The 20,911-nt window shown below is 63.3% G+C and carries 16 protein-coding genes; 5 read left to right on the top strand and 11 right to left on the bottom strand.

Features of this window, described 5'->3' with window-relative positions:
• Positions 1-14: 14 nt before the first annotated feature.
• The 3 genes from sthA to FQ664_RS10855 form a co-directional block, all read right to left on the bottom strand.
• Positions 15-1,409: a Si-specific NAD(P)(+) transhydrogenase gene (gene sthA / locus FQ664_RS10865; protein WP_144171918.1), complete on the bottom strand. Its 1,395-nt coding sequence runs from the start codon at positions 1,407-1,409 to the stop codon at positions 15-17.
• 202 nt (positions 1,410-1,611) lie between these two features.
• Positions 1,612-2,610, bottom strand: a complete 999-nt coding sequence (locus tag FQ664_RS10860) for an FAD:protein FMN transferase (RefSeq protein ID WP_144171917.1) — start codon at positions 2,608-2,610, stop codon at positions 1,612-1,614.
• Positions 2,611-2,806: 196 nt separating this feature from the next.
• Positions 2,807-4,270 carry a glyceraldehyde-3-phosphate dehydrogenase gene (locus tag FQ664_RS10855; RefSeq protein ID WP_144171916.1) on the bottom strand — a complete coding sequence of 488 codons (1,464 nt, stop codon included), beginning with the start codon at positions 4,268-4,270 and terminating at the stop codon, positions 2,807-2,809.
• A 167-nt stretch (positions 4,271-4,437) separates the two neighbouring features.
• Here FQ664_RS10855 and mfd point away from each other — a divergent pair, with 167 nt between their 5' ends.
• Genes mfd through FQ664_RS10840 form a run of 3 tightly spaced genes read left to right on the top strand, consistent with a single transcriptional unit; the run spans position 4,438 to position 11,812 of the window.
• The gene (gene mfd, locus FQ664_RS10850; protein WP_144171915.1) at positions 4,438-7,887 is read left to right on the top strand and encodes a transcription-repair coupling factor; all 3,450 of its coding nucleotides are present in this window, start codon (positions 4,438-4,440) and stop codon (positions 7,885-7,887) included.
• A gap of 9 nt (positions 7,888-7,896) precedes the next feature.
• Positions 7,897-8,469 carry a CsiV family protein gene (locus FQ664_RS10845; RefSeq protein WP_144171914.1) on the top strand — a complete coding sequence of 191 codons (573 nt, stop codon included), beginning with the start codon at positions 7,897-7,899 and terminating at the stop codon, positions 8,467-8,469.
• 1 nt (position 8,470) lies between these two features.
• On the top strand, positions 8,471-11,812 hold the full coding sequence (locus FQ664_RS10840; RefSeq protein ID WP_144171913.1) for a DEAD/DEAH box helicase: 3,342 nt from the start codon (positions 8,471-8,473) through the stop codon (positions 11,810-11,812).
• A gap of 222 nt (positions 11,813-12,034) precedes the next feature.
• Here the strand turns inward: FQ664_RS10840 and nagZ are convergent, their stop codons facing one another.
• Genes nagZ through FQ664_RS10825 form a run of 3 tightly spaced genes read right to left on the bottom strand, consistent with a single transcriptional unit; the run spans position 12,035 to position 14,333 of the window.
• On the bottom strand, positions 12,035-13,033 hold the full coding sequence (gene nagZ / locus FQ664_RS10835) for a beta-N-acetylhexosaminidase (RefSeq protein ID WP_178090981.1): 999 nt from the start codon (positions 13,031-13,033) through the stop codon (positions 12,035-12,037).
• A gap of 22 nt (positions 13,034-13,055) precedes the next feature.
• Positions 13,056-13,580, bottom strand: a complete 525-nt coding sequence (locus FQ664_RS10830; RefSeq protein ID WP_144171911.1) for a L,D-transpeptidase — start codon at positions 13,578-13,580, stop codon at positions 13,056-13,058.
• A 39-nt stretch (positions 13,581-13,619) separates the two neighbouring features.
• Complete coding sequence (locus tag FQ664_RS10825; RefSeq protein ID WP_144171910.1) at positions 13,620-14,333, bottom strand: TetR/AcrR family transcriptional regulator; 714 nt, start codon at positions 14,331-14,333, stop codon at positions 13,620-13,622.
• A 206-nt stretch (positions 14,334-14,539) separates the two neighbouring features.
• On the opposite strand from FQ664_RS10825, the gene lexA reads away from it, so the two are divergent.
• Together lexA and sulA are read left to right on the top strand one after the other, a co-directional pair.
• The gene (lexA, locus tag FQ664_RS10820; protein WP_004376420.1) at positions 14,540-15,148 is read left to right on the top strand and encodes a transcriptional repressor LexA; all 609 of its coding nucleotides are present in this window, start codon (positions 14,540-14,542) and stop codon (positions 15,146-15,148) included.
• Positions 15,149-15,161: 13 nt separating this feature from the next.
• A complete protein-coding gene (sulA, locus tag FQ664_RS10815; RefSeq protein WP_144171909.1) occupies positions 15,162-15,638 on the top strand; it encodes an SOS-induced cell division inhibitor SulA in 477 nt (158 codons plus the stop codon).
• A gap of 49 nt (positions 15,639-15,687) precedes the next feature.
• Here sulA and FQ664_RS10810 read toward each other — a convergent pair whose 3' ends face one another.
• The 5 genes from FQ664_RS10810 to fadA all read right to left on the bottom strand — a co-directional run bounded on the left by FQ664_RS10810 (position 15,688) and on the right by fadA (position 20,890).
• Entirely contained in the window at positions 15,688-15,921 is a 234-nt protein-coding gene (locus FQ664_RS10810) for a hypothetical protein (protein WP_003248777.1), read from the bottom strand.
• 50 nt (positions 15,922-15,971) lie between these two features.
• On the bottom strand, positions 15,972-16,487 hold the full coding sequence (locus FQ664_RS10805) for a DUF6586 family protein (RefSeq protein ID WP_144171908.1): 516 nt from the start codon (positions 16,485-16,487) through the stop codon (positions 15,972-15,974).
• A 188-nt stretch (positions 16,488-16,675) separates the two neighbouring features.
• Positions 16,676-19,285 (bottom strand): type I DNA topoisomerase, encoded by a 2,610-nt coding sequence (gene topA / locus FQ664_RS10795; RefSeq protein WP_144171907.1) that lies wholly within the window; start codon positions 19,283-19,285, stop codon positions 16,676-16,678.
• A 100-nt stretch (positions 19,286-19,385) separates the two neighbouring features.
• The gene (locus FQ664_RS10790) at positions 19,386-19,637 is read right to left on the bottom strand and encodes a DUF1653 domain-containing protein (RefSeq protein ID WP_144171906.1); all 252 of its coding nucleotides are present in this window, start codon (positions 19,635-19,637) and stop codon (positions 19,386-19,388) included.
• Positions 19,638-19,714: 77 nt separating this feature from the next.
• Positions 19,715-20,890 (bottom strand): acetyl-CoA C-acyltransferase FadA, encoded by a 1,176-nt coding sequence (gene fadA, locus FQ664_RS10785; protein ID WP_144171905.1) that lies wholly within the window; start codon positions 20,888-20,890, stop codon positions 19,715-19,717.
• Positions 20,891-20,911 lie beyond the last annotated feature (21 nt).

Below are 20,911 nucleotides of genomic sequence, written 5' to 3'. Positions count from 1 at the left end.
CCGGTCGGAGCCGCTCAAAAAAGCCGGTTCAGGCCGTCGTAGGCAGCTACCCGATAGGCTTCGGCCATGGTCGGGTAGTTGAACGTGGTGTTGACGAAGTACTTCAGGTTGTTCTGCTCACCCGGCTGGTTCATGATCGCCTGGCCGATGTGGACAATCTCCGAAGCCTGGTAGCCGAAGCAGTGCACGCCAAGGATTTCCAGGGTTTCACGGTGGAACAGGATCTTCAGCATGCCCTGCGGCTCACCGGCGATCTGCGCGCGAGCCATGCCCTTGAAGAAGGCCTTGCCCACTTCGTAAGGCACCTTGGCCTGGGTCAGTTCCTGTTCGTTCCGGCCGATCGAGCTGATCTCCGGAATGGTGTAGATGCCGGTCGGCACGTCGTTGACGAAGCGCCAGCTGCCATTATCCACGATGCTGCCGGCGGCAGAGCGGCCCTGGTCATGGGCGGCACTGGCCAGGCTCGGCCAGCCAATCACGTCGCCGGCACCGTAGATGTTCGGCACGCTGGTGCGGTAGGCCTCGTCGACCTCGATCTGACCACGGCTGTTGACCTTGATGCCGATATTTTCCAGGCCCAGCTTGTCGGTGTTGCCGGTACGGCCGTTGCACCACAGCAAGGCGTCGGCCTTGATCTTCTTGCCCGACTTCAGGTGCAGGATCACCCCGTTATCCAGGCCTTCGACGCGCTCATACTCTTCGTTGTGGCGTACGGTGATGTTGTTGTTGCTGAAGTGGTAGCTCAGCGCCTGGGATATTTCCGAGTCGAGGAAGCTCAGCAACTGGCCACGGTTGTCTACCAGCTCAACCAATACACCCAGGCCGCTGAAGATCGAGGCGTACTCGCAACCGATCACGCCGGCACCGTACACGATCAGCTTGCGCGGGGTGTGACTGAGGCTGAGGATGGTGTCGCTATCGTAGACACGCGGGTGGTGGAAGTCGATGTCGGCCGGACGGTACGGGCGCGAGCCAGTGGCGATGATGATGTGCTTGGCGTTGAGCTTTTCCACCACACCGTTCGGGCAGACCACTTCGACGGTTTGCTCGTCGGCGAAGCTGCCGGTGCCGACGAACACGTCGACGCGGTTACGGGCGTAGTAGCCGGTGCGCGATGCTACCTGCTTGGCGATGACCTTCTCGGCGCTTTTCAGCACGTCCGGGAACGAGAACCAGCGCGGCTCACCGATGGCACGGAACATCGGGTTGGTGTTGAACTGCATGATCTGCCGCACCGAGTGACGCAGTGCCTTGGACGGGATGGTGCCCAGGTGGGTGCAGTTGCCTCCGACCTGACGACGGCTATCGACCATCGCCACCTTGCGCCCTGCTTTGGCGGCGTTCATTGCCGCACCTTCTCCGGCCGGGCCGGACCCCAGCACCACTACGTCGTAGTTGTAGACAGCCATGCGTACTCCTTCAGAACTGGCCCGCAAGCCACGGTCGCTCGCGGGGCGCGATCATGCCGCCGGGGCGCCATGAGAAAATTCGGGTGCAGTCTAATCAAGCGTGAACGCCGCGCACATTAACCCTTGGTCGCGTCGTAGGCCAATTTTGCCCGCACTACATGTGTGAACCATTCCCTGGCAGCGATCATCCCTGCTTGTGCTTTCACTCGCCTTTCACTGCCCGTTCGAATGCGGGCGTAGTTCGGGAGACGAAGCCACCCTCGGCCCGAGTCACCAATACCGCGGCCAGGCCATGCGCCACGGCAAAATCCCAGCCACGTTCCGGACCGAGGATCAACAGCAGCGTCGAATAGCCGTCAGCCAGCAGCGCCGAGGCATCGAGCACGGTGACCGCAGCCAGGTCGTGCCGCACCGGGCGCCCAAGGCGGGCATCGAAGGTGTGCGAATAGCGCCGGCCATTCTCCTCGAAATAGTGCCGATAGTCACCCGAGGTTGATACTGCAAGGCCATTGACCGGGATGATCTGGCGGGCGATCTGGCGGTCTTCGCGGGGCAGCTCCAGGGCGATGCGCCAGGGGCTGCCATCGGGCTTGCGGCCGACGGCCTTGAGCTCGCCGGTGGCTTCGGCGAGAAAGCTGGCCACGCCCATGGCCTGCAGTCGCGCGGCAATCAGGTCGACGGCATGGCCGGCGGCGATGCTGTTGAAGTCGAGTTGTACCGCGGCGTCCTTGCACAGGGCCTGGCCCTGGATGTGCAAATGCCGGTAGCCCACGCGCTGGCGCAACTGGGCCAGGGCCAATGGATCGGGTACCTGCTCGTGACGGGCCTGGGGGCCGAAGCCCCACAGGTCGAGCAAGGGTTCGACGGTGAGATCGAAGGCGCCGCTGCTCTGCTCGGCCAACTGCTGACCAAGGCTGAGCAGTTCGAACATGTCGGGCGGCAAGGCCAAGCACTGGTTGGCGGGCAACTGGTTGAACTGGCTGACGGTGGAATCGCCGCGGTAGGTCGAATAGTGCTGGTCGATGTCGTGCAGGATGGTTTCGACTGCCGCCTGCACCTGGACCGGCGCCGGGCCGCCGGGCTCGCGCACGTACTGGATGCTGTAGCTGCTGCCCATGGTCGGGCCGCCCAGGCGCTCCATGGTAGGGCCCTGGTTGCAGGCGGTCAGAAGCATCAGGATGAGCATCAAGACTGTGCGCAAGGTTTGACTTCTCGGTTGACAGTGCCGGCCCTTTCGCGGGTAAACCCGCTCTCACAGGGATGTCACAGCCTTGAGAGTATGTGATACCCCTGTGGGAGCGGGTTTACCCGCGAAGAGGCCGGCCCAGGCAACACAAATTCTGGATAAAAAAACGGGAACCCGAAGGTTCCCGTTTTTTCATTGCCTTACAAGCGTATCAGTGCGGAAACGCTGGCGGGTTCACACCGGCCATTTCTTCCATCACACGAACCACCTGGCAGCTGTAACCGAATTCGTTATCGTACCAGACGTACAGAACAACGCGGTTGTCGTTGCAGATGGTCGCTTCGGCGTCAACCACACCGGCGTGGCGGGAACCTACGAAGTCGGTCGACACCACTTCCTGCGAGCTGACGTAATCGATCTGCTTGTGCAGCTCCGAGTGCATGGCGGTCTGGCGCAGGTACTCGTTGATCTCGTCGCGGCTGGTGGCCTTCTCGAGGTTCAGGTTGAGGATGGCCATCGAAACGTTCGGCGTCGGTACGCGAATGGCGTTGCCGGTCAGCTTGCCCTTCAGCACTGGCAGTGCCTTGGCGGCAGCAGTGGCGGCGCCGGTTTCGGTGATGACCATGTTCAGCGGCGCGGCACGGCCACGGCGGCTGCCCTTGTGGAAGTTGTCGATCAGGTTCTGGTCGTTGGTGAACGAGTGAACGGTTTCGACATGGCCGTTGACGATGCCGTACTGGTCGTTGATGGCCTTGAGCACCGGCACGATGGCGTTGGTGGTGCAGGAAGCGGCCGAGATGATCTTGTCATCGGCAGCGATGTCACCGTGGTTGATGCCGTGCACGATGTTCTTCAGCGCGCCCTTGCCAGGTGCGGTGAGGATCACGCGGGCAGCGCCCGGGCAGGCCAGGTGCTGGCCCAGGCCGTCGGCATCACGCCATACGCCGGTGTTGTCGACGATCAGCGCGTTTTTGATGCCGTACTGGGTGTAGTCGACTTCGCTCGGGCTCTTGGCGTAGATAACCTGGATCAGGTTGCCGTTGGCGGTGATGGTGTTGTTGGCTTCGTCGATGGTGATGGTGCCATCGAACGGGCCATGCACCGAGTCACGGCGCAGCAGGCTGGCACGCTTGACCAGATCGTTCTCGGCGCCTTTGCGCACGACGATGGCGCGCAGGCGCAGGCCGTCGCCACCACCGGTCTTCTCGATCAGGATGCGCGCCAGCAGGCGGCCGATGCGGCCGAAGCCATACAGGACAACGTCGGTGCCTTTGCGCGCCGAAGCGTTCTGCTGGCCAACCACCTCGGCCAGTTCTTCACGGACGAACTGCTCGGCAGTACGGCCATTGCCTTCCTGCTTGAACTTGCTGGCCAGCTTGCCCAGGTCGACCGAAGCGGCGCCCAGTTTCAGCTCGCTCATGGCCTTGAGCAGGGGGAATGTCTCGTGGACGGACAGTTCGGTTTCGTCGGCTTGACGATGACGCGCAAAGCGGTGCGCCTTGAGGATCGAGATAACCGAACGGTTGATCAGGCTACGGCCATAAATCGAGCTCACCACGTTGTTGTTGCGGTAGAGCTGACCGATAAGCGGGATCATCGCTTCAGCCAGGGCTTCACGATCGATCCACTCACCAAGACACTGGTCGGGCTTCTGAGTCACGGGAACCTTCCACATGTAGGGACAGAAAAAAGGGGCTACATTATGACGCCCCAACGCGTTACGGGCAATGAGCGCCTGTCGCGGCCACGCAAGCCAGCGTTCATGCCCTTTCGAGCCTGACAGCCGGCACCGTCACCGGTACAATCGATCTCTTTGCCGCAACGCTTGGAGTGCATTCTCCCGTGTCAGTTCTGCGCCTTCCGCAAATGTCGGCTACGGCCGGCAAACAAACCTGGGGCAATCTACCCGGTGCCGCCCTCAGCCTGGCCATCGCCGAGGCCGCCAGCAGCGCAGGCCGCTTCACTCTGCTGCTGACTGCCGACAGCCAGGCTGCCGACCGTCTGGAACAGGAGCTTCGCTTCTTTGCCCCGGACCTGCCGGTGCTGCCGTTCCCCGATTGGGAAACCCTGCCCTACGACCTGTTCTCGCCGCACCAGGACATCATTTCCCAGCGCATCGCCAGCCTCTACCGCCTGCCGGAGCTGAGCCACGGTATCCTCGTGGTGCCGATCACCACCGCCCTGCACCGCCTGGCGCCGACCCGTTTCCTGCTAGGCAGCAGCCTGGTCCTGGACGTGGGCCAGACCATCGACGTGGAGCAGATGCGCCTGCGCCTAGAGGCCAGTGGCTACCGCTGCGTCGACACTGTCTACGAGCATGGCGAGTTCGCCGTACGCGGCGCGTTGATCGACCTGTTCCCGATGGGCAGCAAGCTGCCCTACCGCATCGACCTGTTCGATGACGAGATCGAGACGCTGCGCACCTTCGACCCCGAGACCCAGCGCTCGATCGACAAGGTGGGTTCGGTGCGCCTGCTGCCGGCGCGCGAATTCCCGATGCAGAAAGAGGAAGTGACCCGCTTCAAGGCGCGCTTTCGCGAACGCTTCGACGTCGACTTCCGCCGCAGCGCGATCTTCCAGGACCTGGCCAGCGGCATCATCCCCGCCGGCATCGAGTACTACCTGCCGCTGTTCTTCGAAGAAACCTCGACCCTGTTCGACTACCTGCCGGCCGACACCCAGGTGTTCTCGCTGCCCGGCGTGGAACAGGCCGCCGAACACTTCTGGAACGACGTGCGCGGGCGTTATGAAGACCGCCGTGGCGATCTCAGCCGGCCGCTACTGCCGCCAGCCGAGCTGTTCCTGCCAGTGGAAGACTGTTTCGCCCGGCTCAAGCAATGGCCACGGGTGGTGGTCAGCACTGAAGACCTCGACCCGGGCGTGGGCCGCGAGCGCTTCCCGGCGCGCGCCCTGCCCAACCTGGCGATCGAGGCCAAGGCCAACCAGCCGCTGGCCGAACTGGCCAATTTCCTCGACCAGTTCCCCGGCCGCGTGCTGTTCACCGCCGAATCGGCGGGCCGCCGCGAAGTGCTGCTGGAGCTGCTCGATCGGCTGAAACTGCGCCCGCACACCGTTGACGGCTGGGCCGACTTCATCACCGGCAGCGAGCGCCTGGCGATCACCATCGCCCCGCTCGACGACGGCCTGCTGCTGGACGACCCAGGCCTGGCCCTGGTCGCCGAAAGCCCGCTGTTCGGCCAGCGGGTCATGCAGCGCCGCCGCCGCGACAAGCGCGGCGAAACCGCCAATGACGCGGTGATCAAGAACCTGACCGAGTTGCGCGAAGGCGCGCCGGTGGTGCACATCGACCATGGCGTGGGCCGCTACCTGGGCCTGGCCACCCTGGAAATCGACGACCAGGCCGCCGAATTCCTCACCCTGGAATACGCCGAGAACGCCAAGCTGTACGTGCCGGTGGCCAACCTGCACCTGATCGCCCGCTACACCGGCAGCGACGACGCCCTGGCACCGCTGCACCGGTTGGGTTCGGAGGCCTGGCAAAAGGCCAAGCGCAAGGCCGCCGAACAGGTGCGCGACGTGGCTGCCGAACTGCTCGACATCTATGCCCGCCGCGCCGCGCGCAAGGGCTATGCGTTTGCCGACCCGTCCGCCGACTACGCCACTTTCAGCGCCGGTTTCCCGTTCGAGGAAACCCCGGACCAGCAGGCTGCCATCGAAGCTGTGCGCGCCGACATGCTGGCGCCCAAGCCGATGGACCGCCTGGTGTGCGGCGACGTCGGCTTCGGCAAGACCGAAGTGGCCATGCGCGCAGCGTTCATCGCCGTGCACAGCGGCCGCCAGGTGGCTGTGCTGGTGCCCACCACCCTGCTCGCCCAGCAACACTACAACAGCTTCCGCGACCGCTTTGCCGACTGGCCGGTGACCGTGGAAGTGATGAGCCGGTTCAAATCGGCCAAGGAAGTGGCCGCCGCAGCCGCCGAGCTGGCCGAAGGCAAGATCGACATCCTTATCGGCACCCACAAGCTGCTGCAGGACGATGTGCGTTTCAAGGACCTGGGCCTGGCCATCATCGACGAAGAACACCGCTTCGGCGTGCGTCAGAAGGAACAACTCAAGGCCCTGCGCAGCGAGGTGGACATCCTCACCCTCACCGCCACACCGATTCCGCGCACGCTGAACATGGCCGTGGCGGGCATGCGCGACCTGTCCATCATCGCCACGCCACCGGCGCGGCGCCTGTCGGTGCGCACCTTCGTCATGGAGCAGAACAAGAGCACGGTGAAGGAGGCGCTGCTGCGTGAACTGTTGCGCGGCGGCCAGGTGTACTACCTGCACAACGATGTGAAAACCATCGAGAAATGCGCCGCCGACCTTGCCGAACTGGTGCCCGAGGCGCGCATCGGCATCGGCCACGGGCAGATGCGCGAGCGCGAGCTGGAACAGGTGATGAGCGACTTCTACCACAAGCGCTTCAACGTGCTGGTGGCCTCGACCATCATCGAAACCGGCATCGACGTGCCCAGCGCCAACACCATCGTCATCGAGCGTGCCGACAAGTTCGGCCTGGCCCAGTTGCACCAGTTGCGCGGCCGGGTTGGCCGTAGCCACCACCAGGCCTACGCCTACCTGCTGACGCCGACCCGGCAGAAGGTCAGCGCCGATGCCGAGAAACGCCTGGAGGCGATCGCCAACACCCAGGACCTCGGTGCCGGCTTCGTACTGGCCACCAACGACCTGGAAATCCGCGGCGCCGGCGAGTTGCTGGGCGAAGGCCAGAGCGGGCAGATCCAGGCAGTGGGCTTCACCCTGTACATGGAAATGCTCGAACGCGCAGTCAAGGCGATTCGCAAGGGCACCCAGCCCAACCTGGAACAACCGCTGGGCGGCGGCCCGGAGATCAACCTGCGCCTGCCGGCGCTGATCCCCGAGGATTACCTGCCCGATGTGCACGCGCGCCTGATCCTGTACAAGCGCATCGCCTCGGCCGCCGACGAAGAAGGCCTCAAGGACCTGCAGGTGGAGATGATCGACCGCTTCGGCCTGCTGCCCGAGCCGACCAAAAACCTGGTGCGCCTGACCTCGCTCAAGCTGCACGCGGAAAAGCTCGGCATCAAGAAAGTCGACGCCGGCCCCAACGGCGGCAAGCTCGAGTTCGAGGCCGAGACCCCGGTCGACCCGCTGACCCTGATCAAGCTGATCCAGGGCCAGCCCAAACGCTACAAGTTCGAAGGCGCCACCCAGTTCCGCTTCCTGGTACCGATGGAACGCCCCGACGAACGCTTCAATACCCTGGAGGCGCTGTTCGAGCGCCTGACCCCACAGCCTGCCTAAGGAAGACCCATGCGTGCCATCCGTTGCCTGACCCTGTTGCTGGCGCTGTTCGCCCCGGCCGCCTTCGCCGAAGGCCTGTATCAGGTGGAAATGATTCTGGTGCGGCAGAACAGCGTGCCCGCCTTCACCAGCCCGTTCGCCCCGGAAAACTGGAGCGCCGGCGCCCCGCGCCTGAAAAAGGACGCCGAGCGCCGCCCGGCGTTGGAAGACGAAGCCACCCGCCTGGAAGCCACCGCCGACTACACCGTCTTGATGCACAAGGCCTGGCAGCAGCAGGTTGGCAGCGAACCCAGCCGCATCGCCTTGGGCGAAGGTGCCGAACAGTTCGGCCACTTCCCCATCGAAGGCAACCTGAGCATCACTGAAGGCCGCTTCATCGCGGTCGACGCCAACTTCTGGGTCAACCAGCTGGACGGCAACGGCAGCGTGCTGCAGAGCGAGCAGTTCAAGCAGAGCAACAGCAACGTCAAGGGCGGCCAACTGACCTTCCTCGACGGCGGGCACCTGGCGCTGCTGCTGAAAGTGACACCACCGGGCACACCGAAAATGCCGGTGATGGACCCGAAGATGATGGAGCAGTGATGTGAGCGAGAGCGATGCGCAGTTCTTCGTGCGCGGGCACAACGGCTGGACCCTTGCGTTTGATCGCAAGACCCTGCGCCGTGGCCAGGAATATGCCGAAGAAGGTAGAAGCGAAATCGTGTCGATCCATGGCCTGACGATCCGCGCTCAATGCACAGGCTCGGCAGGACGCACCTACTATCAGCGCATCACCCTGGAAATGACTGAAGATGGCCTGGAATGCGAGGGCACGTGCTCTTGCCCGGTAGGCGAGAACTGCAAGCATTGCGCCGCCGCTCTTTACCTGCTGGAACAGGGACCGGATTGCCCCGAAGGCACTCAAGAACCTTCGCATCCCCCCACCGAAGCCGCACAGCAGTCGCTTGACCTGCCCCCTGAACTCGCCCATTGGGTCGAAGCACTGGAGGTTACGGCAGAGCCTGTAGAGCCCACCAAACGCAAAGGCCCCTCGCTCTACTATCTGCTCAGCAACGAGCAAGGCCGGTGCATGCTCAGCGTTTTCAAAGGCACCCGGCAAGCTGATGGGCAGCTGAATCTGGGGCGCCCCAGCTCGCTGCCTGAACTGCTCTACTACACGCCACGCTATGTAACGGATGAAGACCTGCGCATCCTGAGGTTGGTTGACGCCCTCGGCAAAGATTACAGCCTGCCCATTGCCAGGCTGGAAGGTAAAAAAGGCGCCGAGTTGTACGAGTTCGCACTGGCTAGCGGACGCTTGCTGCTGGGCCACCAAACGCTGTTATCCCCCGGGCCAGCACTCCATGCCGAATTCCGCTGGGTGAGGCTCGACAACGGTAGCTATCGTGGCGCCTGGCAGAACGCTGACAAAGTGCACGATATGGCACTGCCACTGGACCCGCTCTACTACATTGATACCCAGACGGGGCTTACCGGCAAACTGCTGCATGATCTTGACCCCTTCGTTGCCAGCCAGCTTGCCAGCGCACCGACGGTGCCGGAGCATCTGATCATTCCGCTGAGCCACCGGCTGAACGCGCTGAACCGCCAGGTCCCAACTCCCACAAGTGTGCGCAGTGAAGTGATCGAGCATATTCAGCCCAGGCCCCAGCTGACCCTTGGCAGCCTCGAATTCAGTGCCTACATGCCCAAGACCGGCCGCATGCAACGGCAGATGCAACACCGTGCCGCCTTGGCGTTCGACTACGACGGCCTGCGCGCCATAGGCAACGACGACAAGCCACTGACCCGCCTGGTGGACGCCACCAGTCAACGTATTCGCCGCCAGCCCCAGGCCGAACAGGCGCTGCGCAAGGCGCTACGCGACTTGGGTTTCAAGGCTGCTACCCGGCAGAGCAAGGCTTTACCCGACAGCGCCGGCGAAATGTACCAGCTGCCCGATGACGAAGCCTGGCTGCGCTTTGCCCGCGAAGGCCTGCCGCGCCTGCGCGAAGCCGGTTGGAACATCGACATCCACCGTGACTTTGCCTTCAACCTGCAGGAGGTGGACGACTGGTACGCGACCATCGATGAAGCGCCCGGCCATGAATGGTTCGACCTGGAACTGGGCATCGTGGTCGATGGCCAGCGCCACAGCCTGCTGCCGATCGTGCTGCAACTGCTGCGCAGCAACCCGGAACTGCTGCGCCCCAGCGAACTGGCCCGGCGCAATGACGACGAGCACCTGCTGATCGACCTCAACCGCGGCCGCCTCGATGCCCCGGCCCTGCGCGTTGCCTTACCCTATGGCCGCATCAAGGCAGTGATGGGCACCCTGGGCGAGCTGTACCTGCACGAAGACGCCGCAGGCCCGTCCCTGCGCCTGGACCGTGCCGATGCCGCACGCCTGAACGACATCGAAGGCCTGCCGCTGCATTGGCAGGGTGGCGAGCATGTGCGCGACCTGGGCCGTCGCCTGCGCGATGCCCGCGACCTGCAGGTAGAGCCGCCGACAGGGCTACAGGCCAGCCTGCGCCCTTACCAGCAACAGGGCCTGAACTGGCTGCAGGCGCTGCGCGAGATGGGCACCGGCGGCATCCTTGGCGATGACATGGGCCTGGGCAAGACCCTGCAGGCCCTGGCACACCTGCTGCTGGAGAAACAGTCCGGGCGCCTGAGCGCACCGGCCCTTGCGGTGATGCCAACCAGCCTGGTACCCAACTGGCTGGACGAAGCCCAGCGCTTCGCCCCCGAGCTGCGCGTGCTGGCCCTGCAAGGCCCGGGGCGCAGCAAGCATTTCGCCAAGCTGCACGAATACGACCTGGTGCTGACCACCTATGCCCTGGTGCCGCGCGACCTCGAGCACCTGCGCGCCCAAGCCTGGCACGTGCTGGTACTGGACGAGGCGCAGAACATCAAGAGCAGCACCAGCAAGGCCGCCCTGGCGGTTTGCGAGCTGCAAGCCACCCAACGCGTCTGCCTGACCGGCACACCGATGGAAAACAACCTGGGCGAGCTGTGGTCGATCTTCCACTTCCTCATGCCAGGCTGGCTGGGTGACCAGAAGCGCTTCAACCAGGACTACCGCACGCCGATCGAACGCCATGGCGACGCCGAGCGCCTGGCCCACCTGGTCAGCCGCATTCGCCCGTTTTTGCTACGCCGCACCAAGGAACAGGTGGCCACCGAACTGCCGGCCAAGACCGAAGTAGTGCACTGGGTCGAGCTAAGCGACGCCCAGCGCGATACTTACGAGGCCGTGCGGGTGGCCATGGACAAGAAGGTTCGCGATGAAATCGCCCGCAACGGGGCCTCGCGCAGCCAGATCGTCATCCTTGATGCCTTGCTCAAGCTGCGCCAGGTGTGCTGCGACCTACGGCTGGTCAAAGGGGTCGAGACCAAGGGTAGCCAGGCGGACAAGGGCAAGCTGGGTGCGCTGCTGGAGATGCTCGAAGAGCTACTCAGCGAAGGTCGCCGGGTGCTGTTGTTCTCGCAGTTCACCTCGATGCTGGCGTTGATCGAGCAGGAGCTGGAAAAGCGCAAGATCCGCTACAGCCTGCTGACCGGTGACACCCGCGACCGGCGTACGCCGGTGCAACAGTTCCAGCAGGGTGATAGCGAAGTGTTCCTGATCAGCCTCAAGGCAGGTGGCGTGGGCTTGAACCTGACGGCCGCAGATACGGTGATCCACTTCGACCCCTGGTGGAACCCGGCCAGCGAAAACCAGGCCACCGACCGTGCCTACCGCATCGGCCAGGACAAGCCGGTGTTCGTGTTCAAGCTGATCACCCGGGGGACGGTGGAAGAGAAGATCCAGCTGTTGCAGCAGGAGAAGGCGGCACTGGCGGCGAGCCTGCTGGATGGCGGGCAGGTCGGACACTGGCGGCTGGGGGATGAAGAAATCGAAGCGCTGTTTGCGCCGTTGCCTGGTAAGCCTCGGCGGTGATTGTCCTGGGGTGCATGACTTGGGGGTTTTGTCGCCTGTGAGATCGAGCGCCGCCCGCGCGGCGCATCGCGAGCTGTCGCTCGCTCCTACGTTTGTTTCGGACCAGTTATTCCTGAGGTAGGGGCGCGCGGCCCTCTGGCGTTCACCTGGATATCTGGGGCAAACAAGGCGGTCGCGCTCGATCTCACAAGCGACAAAAACCTCAAGACAGACGCAACCAGGTCAATCGACCAGCTGAGCTTCCTTCAGCGCCCCCAACGCCTCAAGCCACCGCGGCTGCTGGCGATAATCGGTCCGCGCAAAGCCCTGCCCACGCATCCGCGCAATCCGCGGCGACGGCTTGACCTTCATCCGTTGCGCCGCACTCAACGCCAGCTCCGCCGCCGCCCGGTCATTGCACACCAGGCCCATGTCACAGCCAGCGCTCAACGCCGCCTCGATCCGGCTGGCCGCATCGCCGACCACATGCGCACCAGCCATCGACAGGTCATCACTGAAGATCACCCCGTCAAAGCCCAGCTCGCCACGCAGGATGTCCTGCAACCAGCGCCGCGAGAAGCCGGCCGGCTGGTTGTCGACCTGCGGGTAGATGACATGTGCCGGCATCACCGCCGCCAGCTGCCCGCTCAAACGGGTGAACGGCACCAGATCGGCCTGGCGCAGCTGTTCGAGGCTGCGCTCATCGGTGGGAATGGCCACATGCGAGTCCGCTTCGGCCCAGCCATGCCCCGGGAAGTGCTTGCCGCAGGCAGCCATGCCCGCCGCATTCATGCCACGGATGAACGCCCCGGCCAGTTGCGTGGCGCGCAGCGGCTCACCCTCGAAGGCGCGGCTGCCAACCACGGCACTGCGCTGGTGGTCCAGATCAAGTACCGGGGCAAAGCTGAGGTCCAGGCCAACCGCCAGCACCTCGGTCGCCATCAACCAACCGCACTGCTCGGCGAGGTACTCGGCGTTGGCGTTGTCGGCCAGCGCACGCATGGCCGGCAGGCGCACAAAGCCCTGACGCAGGCGCTGCACGCGGCCGCCCTCCTGGTCCACCGTCAGGATCAGGTCAGGGCGGATGGCGCGGATCGACGCGCACAGCTCACGCACCTGGCGCGGGCTGTCGATGTTGCGGGCAAAGATGATCAGGCCGGCCACTTCAGGCTGGCGCAGCAGGTGACGGTCCTCGGCGGTCAGCCATTTACCGGCGATATCCACCATCAGGGAGCCTTGCAGGCTGACAGTCATGGGTAATCCTTCATAGAAGACTGAGAGACGCCCACTGGGGGCAGGCGGCCTGCTCGATGCGTACCGGGCAATGGGCCGGCACCTGCTCGAACAGGCTTAGCAAATCGGTGTTGCGCAGGCGTATGCAACCATGGGACAGCGCTACGCCCATGGGTTCCGTATCCGGGGTGCCGTGCAAGTAGATATAACGGCGGAAGGTGTCGACCGCGCCCAGCCGGTTGACACCCGGCTCACAACCACTGAGCCAGAGAATGCGGGTAAGGATCCAGTCCCGGCCGGGGTATTGCGCATGCAAGGCGGGCGACCACACCTCGCCGGTCCAGCGCCGCCCAGCCAATACCGCATTCAGCGGCAAGCCCGCACCAATCTTCGCCCGCACCTGGTGCAAGCCACGCGGCGTACAGCCAGAACCATTGCGCTCGCCGGCGCCATTGCGTGCCGTGGAAACCGGCAGGCGCACGCGCAGCTGGCCATGGACAAAGCCATAAAGGCGCTGATCGGCAAGGGAAATGTGCAGGAAGTCGAGGTCAGGCATGGCGCTAGCTTAGCCGAAGCGCCCTGCCCCGCCCAGCCTTCAGGCCTTGGCGGTGGTGGCGCTTGCGCTGGTCTTGGTGCGCGGGCGCAGTTGTGCGGTGGCCATGGCGTCGTCGGTAACACCGCTATCGGCACGCATGCCCGCAGCCAGGAACGGCACCATCAGGCGCATCACCTGCTCGATCGAGGTGTTGATGCCGAAATCGGTCTCGGCAATCGCCCGCAGGGCCTTGATGCCGGACATGCTGAAGGCGGCGGCACCGAGCATGAAGTGCACGCGCCAGAACAGTTCCAGCGGCGGAATGCGCGGTGCTGCCTCGTTGACCAGCAGCATGTAGCGGCGGAACACCTTGCCGTACATGTCTTCCAGGTAACGCCGCAGGTGGCCCTGGCTCTGGCTGAAGGCCAGGCCCAGCAGGCGCATGAAGATCGACAGGTCGTTGTTGCTGCGTGGCTGCACGGCCAAAGCCTGCTCCACCAGCATTTCCAGCAGCTCTTCAAGGCTGGGCTTGTGCTCCGGCTTGGCCTGGCGCCGCTCCAGCTCACGTTCGAGGCTGGTACAGAACGGCCCGAGGAAGCGCGAGAACACCGCCTGGATCAGGGCCTTCTTGGAGCCGAAGTGATAGTTGACCGCCGCCAGGTTGACCCCGGCCTTGCTGGTAATCAGCCGCAACGAGGTTTCTGCGAACCCCCTTTCCGCGAACAGCTGCTCGGCAGCATCGAGAATGCGTTCAACGGTTTCCGATTGGGCCATGACTACTCCGCCAGACAAACAGGTGTTTGAAACATACGTTTCAGCTCCGCGCCTGTCAAGGCTCGGTGACCGGTCGGTCGCCATTTAAAAGCGCCAGGCCGGCCGCTGCAAGCGCCAAACCTGCTGTTAATTGCGCGTTATGGCTTGCAGCGCACACAGTACTGTATATAATTCCAGTCACTGTACAAAAAGACAGAGCGCTCACCATGTTGAAACTGACGCCACGCCAAGCCGAAATTCTTGCGTTCATCAAGCGCTGCCTGGAAGACAACGGCTTCCCGCCGACGCGCGCCGAGATCGCTCAGGAGCTGGGCTTCAAGTCGCCCAACGCCGCCGAGGAGCACCTCAAGGCGCTTGCGCGGAAAGGTGCGATCGAGATGACACCGGGCGCCTCCCGCGGCATCCGCATCCCCGGTCTGGAGGCCAAGGCCGAAGAAAGCGGCCTGCCAATCATCGGCCGGGTTGCCGCCGGCGCACCGATCCTTGCTGAACAACACATCGAGCAATCCTGCAACATCAACCCCGACTTCTTCCACCCCCAAGCCGACTATCTGCTACGCGTACACGGCATGAGCATGAAGGACGTCGGCATCTTCGATGGCGACCTGCTGGCGGTACACACCTGTCGCGAAGCACGCAATGGCCAGATCGTCGTTGCCCGTATCGGCGACGAAGTCACCGTCAAGCGCTTCAAGCGTGAAGGCAGCAAGGTCTGGCTGCTTGCCGAAAACCCCGAATTCGCCCCCATCGAAGTCGACCTGAAAGAACAGGAACTGGTGATCGAGGGCTTGAGCGTCGGCGTCATTCGCCGCTGATCCAGGAGGCGTCATGCAGCAGTTCATTCACGCACCCGAGCAAGCCCAGTTGCCATTGTTCGAAGCATTCCTCGCCCAGCCCGTATTGCCAGGGCTGAAAGCCAGCGAACTGGCGCGCAAGAGCAGCCAACCCGAGCTTTTCAGCGAACTGTCGCTGTGCGGCGCCCCCGGGCACTGCCAAAGCCTGCTGGCACCAGTGCTGCGCGAGCTGAGCGAGGAGGATGACGCCCGCTGGCTGACCCTGATCGCCCCGCCGTCGAGCCTGACCCAAGCATGGCTACGCGATGCCGGGCTCAACCGTGAACGCATTCTGCTGCTGCAACCTCGCGGCAATCAAAGCCCACTGCAACTGGCCTGCGAGGCCTTGCGCCTGGGCCGCAGCCACACCGTGGTCAGCTGGCTGGGCAATATCAACGCCACTGCACGCCAGCAATTGCTGCGCGCTGCCAGTGCCGGAAACGCACAAAGCCTGAACATCCGCCTCGGCTGATGTTCAGGCTTTGCCTGTCACTGCATAAAAGCTGATGCCCTGCTGCACCTCAGTGCAGCACACGCGGCCCTTCATCACGCTCCAGCTCGCCGTCCATCAGACGCCCGGCCATCTGCACGCCCACACTGAGCATGGCTTTGGCCACTTCAACATGCTGACCCTGCAGGAACACCTTGGCGTCCTCCGAGAAATCCAGGGTTACCAGAGAGCCCTCATCCTCGGCGCGACGCAGTTCGATGCGGCCATCAGGCAACTCGACAATTTCCAGAAACGACGTAGACATAAATGGCAGTTCTCCGCGAAAGGCCAGCATTGTACCAGCCGTAGCGGCTATCAGCACTCACTCAACGCGTCGCGGAAACGTCTCACCAGGCCCTTGAGGTTGCTACGCCAGCTTTCCAGTTCGGCACGTGACAACGCCGGATGCTCGGGCTCATCGAGATTGACCGCCTGGATCAGTGGCTGGGTGACGTCTGTTTTCGGTGTTTTTTTCGCGACCGGTGGTCGGAACAAATCGGCATAAGCACTGAGCATTTGCGCAAGCCAGGTTTCGCGCTGACGGGCCAGCTCCAGCAGTTCGGCCACCTCCGGGATGGCGATGCCGTTCAGGGCGTCATCAGCCAGTGCTTGCTCGACCGTTGCCACAACCGGCAGGCGGTAAAAGCCGCCGATCTCATGGCACAAGCCCAGCAGCGCGCCGTACAGGTGGAACAGCGCCGACTCGCGTTCGGCCTGGACCAGGCCCTGGGCATTCATGGCCTGGCTTTGTTCGGCCTTGGCCATGGACTCCAGAGCGAGGCCGGCAAAGAACAGTTTCTGGTTGGTGCGGGTGTAGAGTTCCTGGGCCATCTCAGTGCCCTCCCATAAGGCTGCAAGGCGGATAGCTGCATCATAAATGATTGGGGCCGCTTTGCGCCCCTTCGCGGGTAAACCCGCTCCCACAGGAAACGCACCAGCCTTCAGAGCGTCACCGTACCTGTGGGAGCGGGTTTACCCGCGAAGGGGCGCGAAGCGGCCCCATTCAAAGCACTGCCAGATCAGCGCTTGTCTTCAACCTTCCATGCATTGCCGTCGTAGAACGCTTTCCAGCCGGTAGGCTTGCCATCCACTTCGGACTGCACGTACTGCTCCTTGGTCTTGCGGCTATAACGGATCACCGCCGGGCGGCCTTCCGGGTCCTTCTGCGGCGCATCGCACAGGAAGTGGTACTTCGGATCGATCTCGTGCTTGTGCGGCACGATCTCCAGCACCAGTGGCGCACGGGTTTCGCGGTTCTTGGGGAACTGGCTGGCGGCCAGGAACAGCCCCGAAGCACCATCACGCAGTACGTAGGTGTCGTCGACCTTTTCGCACTTGAGCTCCGGCATGTCCACCTTGTCCATCTTCGGTGGCGCCGCCTCGCCGCTCTTGAGCAACTTGCGGGTGTTCTTGCACGCTGGGTTGGTGCAACCGAAGAACTTGCCGAAGCGGCCAGTCTTCAACTGCATCTCGCTGCCGCACTTGTCGCACTCCAGGCTCGGCCCTTCGTAGCCCTTGATGCGGTAGTTGCCTTCCTCGATCTCGTAGCCGGTGCAATCCGGGTTGTTACCGCAGATGTGCAACTTGTGCTTCTCGTCCAGCAGGTAGGCATCCATCGCCGTGGCGCAGATCGGGCAGCGGTGCTTGCCCAGCAGCACGCGGGATTCCGATTCGCCCTCGTCGTCGGCGGCAATCTCGTCGCCCGGCACCAGGTTGACGGTGGCCTTGCAGCGCTCTTTCGGCGGCAGGCTGTAGCCCGAGCAACCGAGGAACACGCCGGTGGAGGCGGTGCGAATCATCATCGGCCGGCCACACTCCTTACACGGAATGTTGGTCATGGTCGGTTGGTTGGCGCGCATGCCGTCTTCGCTGGACTCGGCGGTCTGCAGCTTCTTGCTGAAGTCACCGTAGAACTCGTCGAGCACGTTCTTCCAGTCACGCTCGCCCTGGGCCACGTCGTCGAGGTTCTCTTCCATGTCGGCAGTAAAGCCGTAGTCCATCAGGTTGGAGAAGCTCTCGGACAGGCGCTCGGTGACGATGTCGCCCATCTTTTCCGAGTAGAAGCGGCGGTTGTGCAAGGTTACATAACCACGGTCCTGAATGGTCGAGATGATCGCCGCATAGGTCGACGGGCGGCCGATGCCGCGCTTTTCCATTTCCTTGACCAGGCTGGCTTCGGTGAAGCGCGCCGGTGGCTTGGTGAAGTGCTGGCTCGGGTCGATCTGGATCAGCTTCAGCGCTTCGCCCTGGACCATTTCCGGCAACACGTCGTCTTCGCCCGGCTTGCTCTGCTGCGGCAACACACGGGTGTAACCGTCGAACTTGAGGATGCGGCCCTTGGCACGCAGCTCGAAGTCGCCGGCAGCCACGGTGACGCTGGTGGACAGGTACTGCGCCGGCGGCATCTGGCAGGCCAGGAACTGGCGCCAGATCAGCTCGTACAGGCGCTCGGCGTCACGCTCCATACCACTGAGCTTGGTCGGGTGGGTGTTCACGTCGGAAGGACGAATCGCTTCGTGTGCCTCCTGGGCGCCTTCCTTGCTGCCGTACACCAGCGGTGCCTCGGGCAGGTACTGCGTGCCGAACTCGCGCTCGATGTAGCTGCGCGCCATGTCCAGCGCGTCGGCCGACAGGTTGGTCGAGTCGGTACGCATGTAGGTGATATAGCCGGCTTCGTACAAGCGCTGGGCCATCATCATGGTCTTCTTCACACCGAAGCCCAGGCGGTTACTCGCCGCTTGCTGCAGGGTGGAAGTAATGAACGGTGCCGACGGCTTGCTGCTGGTCGGGCGGTCTTCGCGCTTGACCACGCTGTAGCTGGAAGCCTTGAGTTTCACCAGCGCCGCCATGGCCTGTGCTTCGTTCAGCGGCTTGAAGGCCTCGCCCTTCTCGCGCGCCACTTCGAAGCGCACCTTGGCGTTCTTGGCAGTGCCGAGGTCGGCGTGGATTTCCCAGTACTCTTCCGGGATGAACGCACGGATTTCGCGCTCGCGCTCCACCACCAGCTTCACCGCCACCGACTGTACGCGGCCGGCGGACAGGCCACGGGCGATCTTGGCCCACAGCAGCGGCGAAACCATGTAGCCGACCACGCGGTCGAGGAAGCGCCGCGCCTGCTGGGCGTTGACCCGGTCGATATCCAGCTCGCCTGGCTGCGAGAAGGCATCCTGGATGGCTTTCTTGGTAATTTCGTTGAACACCACGCGCTTGTAGCGGGTGTCGTCGCCGCCGATGGCTTCGCGCAGGTGCCAGGCAATGGCTTCCCCTTCGCGGTCCAAGTCGGTTGCGAGATAGATGGTGTCGGCATCCTTGGCCAGGCGGCGCAGCTCTTCGATCACCTTTTCCTTGCCAGGCAGGATCTCGTACTTGGCCTTCCAGCCGTGGTCAGGGTCGACGCCCATGCGTGCCACCAGCTGGCGGCGAGCCTTTTCCTTCGGCGACAGGGCCGGAGCCTCACCCGCGGCCTTGCCACGCTTGGCGGCCGGCTCTTTGCTGGCGCTGGCCGAACCGCTGGTGGGGAGGTCTCGGATATGGCCGATACTCGACTTCACCACGTACTGGTTGCCCAGGTACTTGTTGATGGTCTTGGCCTTGGCCGGGGATTCCACAATGACCAGCGATTTGCCCATGGATCGGAGTATTCCTGAATCTGAAGATGAAAAACGCGTCAGGTGCCAGACGCGGCACCGCTATATATAGTGGCAAAAGTGTCAGGTCAAGTTCGGACTATCACTCGTGCGACTTGCCCAGCGACCTGGGTAGCCCCTCTTCGGCCTTGACCAAAGCAAAGCGTGGCACCTGCTCGCCGTCAACCTCGACAGTTTCCTTGAACATGTCCAGGGGACGCACACCCAAACCGTAATCACCGTATAGCAACTGGTAGACCACCAGCAACTCATCGGTTTCCGAATGATGCGCAACACCCAACACTCGGTATTCCGGCCCCTTGTAATGCCGATAAACGCCTGGTTGTATCTGCATGTTGCCCACCCTCTTGAAAAAAAACCTGAAAAAACAAAACCGGGGCACAAGGCCCCGGTCGCTGTCCCGCTACGCGATCAGACGCGTTCGAAGACAGTGGTGATACCTTGGCCGAGGCCGACGCACATGGTCGCCACCCCCAGGGTACCGCCATTTTGCTTCATGACGTTGAGCAGGGTGCCGGAAATCCGTGCCCCGGAGCAACCGAACGGGTGGCCCAAGGCAATGGCGCCGCCGTGCAGGTTAACCTTCTCATCCATCTTGTCGAGTACTTTCAAGTCTTTCAGCACTGGCAGGGCCTGTGCAGCGAAGGCTTCGTTGAGCTCGATGAAGTCGATGTCGGCCATGGTCAGGCCGGCACGCTTGAGGGCTTTCTGGGTCGATGGCACCGGGCCGTAACCCATGATCGCCGGGTCGACACCGGCCACCGCCATGGCGCGGATGACTGCCAACGGCTGGATACCCAGGTCCATCGCGCGCTGCCCGGACATGACGATCATGCACGATGCACCGTCGGTAATCTGCGACGAGGTACCGGCAGTGACGGTGCCGCCCTTGGGGTTGAACGCCGGTTTGAGCGACGCCAGGCCTTCGAGGGTGGCTTCCGGGCGAATGGTTTCGTCGAAGTCGAATACCTTCAGGAAGCCGTTCTCGTCGTAGCCCTGCATCGGGATGATCTCGTCCTTGAACTTGCCTTCGACCGTGGCCTTGTGGGCCAGCTGGTGCGAACGCAAGCCGAACAGGTCCTGCTGCTCACGGGTAATGCCGTGCATCTTGCCAAGCATTTCTGCGGTCAGGCCCATCATCCCGGAAGCCTTGGCGGCATGCAGGGACAGGTGCGGGTTGGGGTCGACGCCATGCATCATGCTGACGTGGCCCATGTGCTCCACGCCACCGACCACGAACACATCACCGTTGCCGGTCATGATCGCCTGAGCAGCGGTGTGCAGCGCGCTCATCGATGAGCCGCACAGGCGGCTGACGGTCTGCGCCGCCGAGGTGTGCGGGATCTGGGTCATCAGCGAAGCCATGCGCGCGATGTTCCAGCCCTGCTCGAGGGTCTGGTTGACGCAGCCCCAGATCACGTCCTCGACTTCTTTCGGGTCGACCTTGTCGTTGCGTTCCAGCAGCTTGCTGATCAGGTGCGCCGACATGTCTTCGGCGCGGGTATTGCGGTGCATGCCACCCTTGGAGCGGCCCATCGGCGTGCGACCGAAGTCGACAATCACCACGTCTCTTGGATTCAGGCTCATATCAAATCTCTCGCTCTAGCT

Source organism: Pseudomonas persica (assembly GCF_900291015.1).
GTDB lineage: Bacteria > Pseudomonadota > Gammaproteobacteria > Pseudomonadales > Pseudomonadaceae > Aquipseudomonas.
The sequence above is the reverse complement of the archived record's forward strand: the minus strand, read 5'-3'. Positions and strand labels throughout refer to the sequence as shown.

What these genes read in the sequence shown, in the direction of transcription:
- sthA (WP_144171918.1), bottom strand. Translation starts at nt 1,409, where the DNA reads ATGGCTGTCTACAACTACGACGTAGTGGTGCTGGGGTCCGGCCCGGCC.
- FQ664_RS10810 (WP_003248777.1), bottom strand. Translation starts at nt 15,921, where the DNA reads ATGTCTACGTCGTTTCTGGAAATTGTCGAGTTGCCTGATGGCCGCATC.
- fadA (WP_144171905.1), bottom strand. Translation starts at nt 20,890, where the DNA reads ATGAGCCTGAATCCAAGAGACGTGGTGATTGTCGACTTCGGTCGCACG.
- sulA (WP_144171909.1), top strand. Translation starts at nt 15,162, where the DNA reads ATGCAGCAGTTCATTCACGCACCCGAGCAAGCCCAGTTGCCATTGTTC.
- FQ664_RS10825 (WP_144171910.1), bottom strand. Translation starts at nt 14,333, where the DNA reads ATGGCCCAATCGGAAACCGTTGAACGCATTCTCGATGCTGCCGAGCAG.
- FQ664_RS10845 (WP_144171914.1), top strand. Translation starts at nt 7,897, where the DNA reads ATGCGTGCCATCCGTTGCCTGACCCTGTTGCTGGCGCTGTTCGCCCCG.
- FQ664_RS10790 (WP_144171906.1), bottom strand. Translation starts at nt 19,637, where the DNA reads ATGCAGATACAACCAGGCGTTTATCGGCATTACAAGGGGCCGGAATAC.
- lexA (WP_004376420.1), top strand. Translation starts at nt 14,540, where the DNA reads ATGTTGAAACTGACGCCACGCCAAGCCGAAATTCTTGCGTTCATCAAG.
- FQ664_RS10855 (WP_144171916.1), bottom strand. Translation starts at nt 4,270, where the DNA reads ATGTGGAAGGTTCCCGTGACTCAGAAGCCCGACCAGTGTCTTGGTGAG.
- FQ664_RS10805 (WP_144171908.1), bottom strand. Translation starts at nt 16,487, where the DNA reads ATGGCCCAGGAACTCTACACCCGCACCAACCAGAAACTGTTCTTTGCC.
- FQ664_RS10830 (WP_144171911.1), bottom strand. Translation starts at nt 13,580, where the DNA reads ATGCCTGACCTCGACTTCCTGCACATTTCCCTTGCCGATCAGCGCCTT.
- topA (WP_144171907.1), bottom strand. Translation starts at nt 19,285, where the DNA reads ATGGGCAAATCGCTGGTCATTGTGGAATCCCCGGCCAAGGCCAAGACC.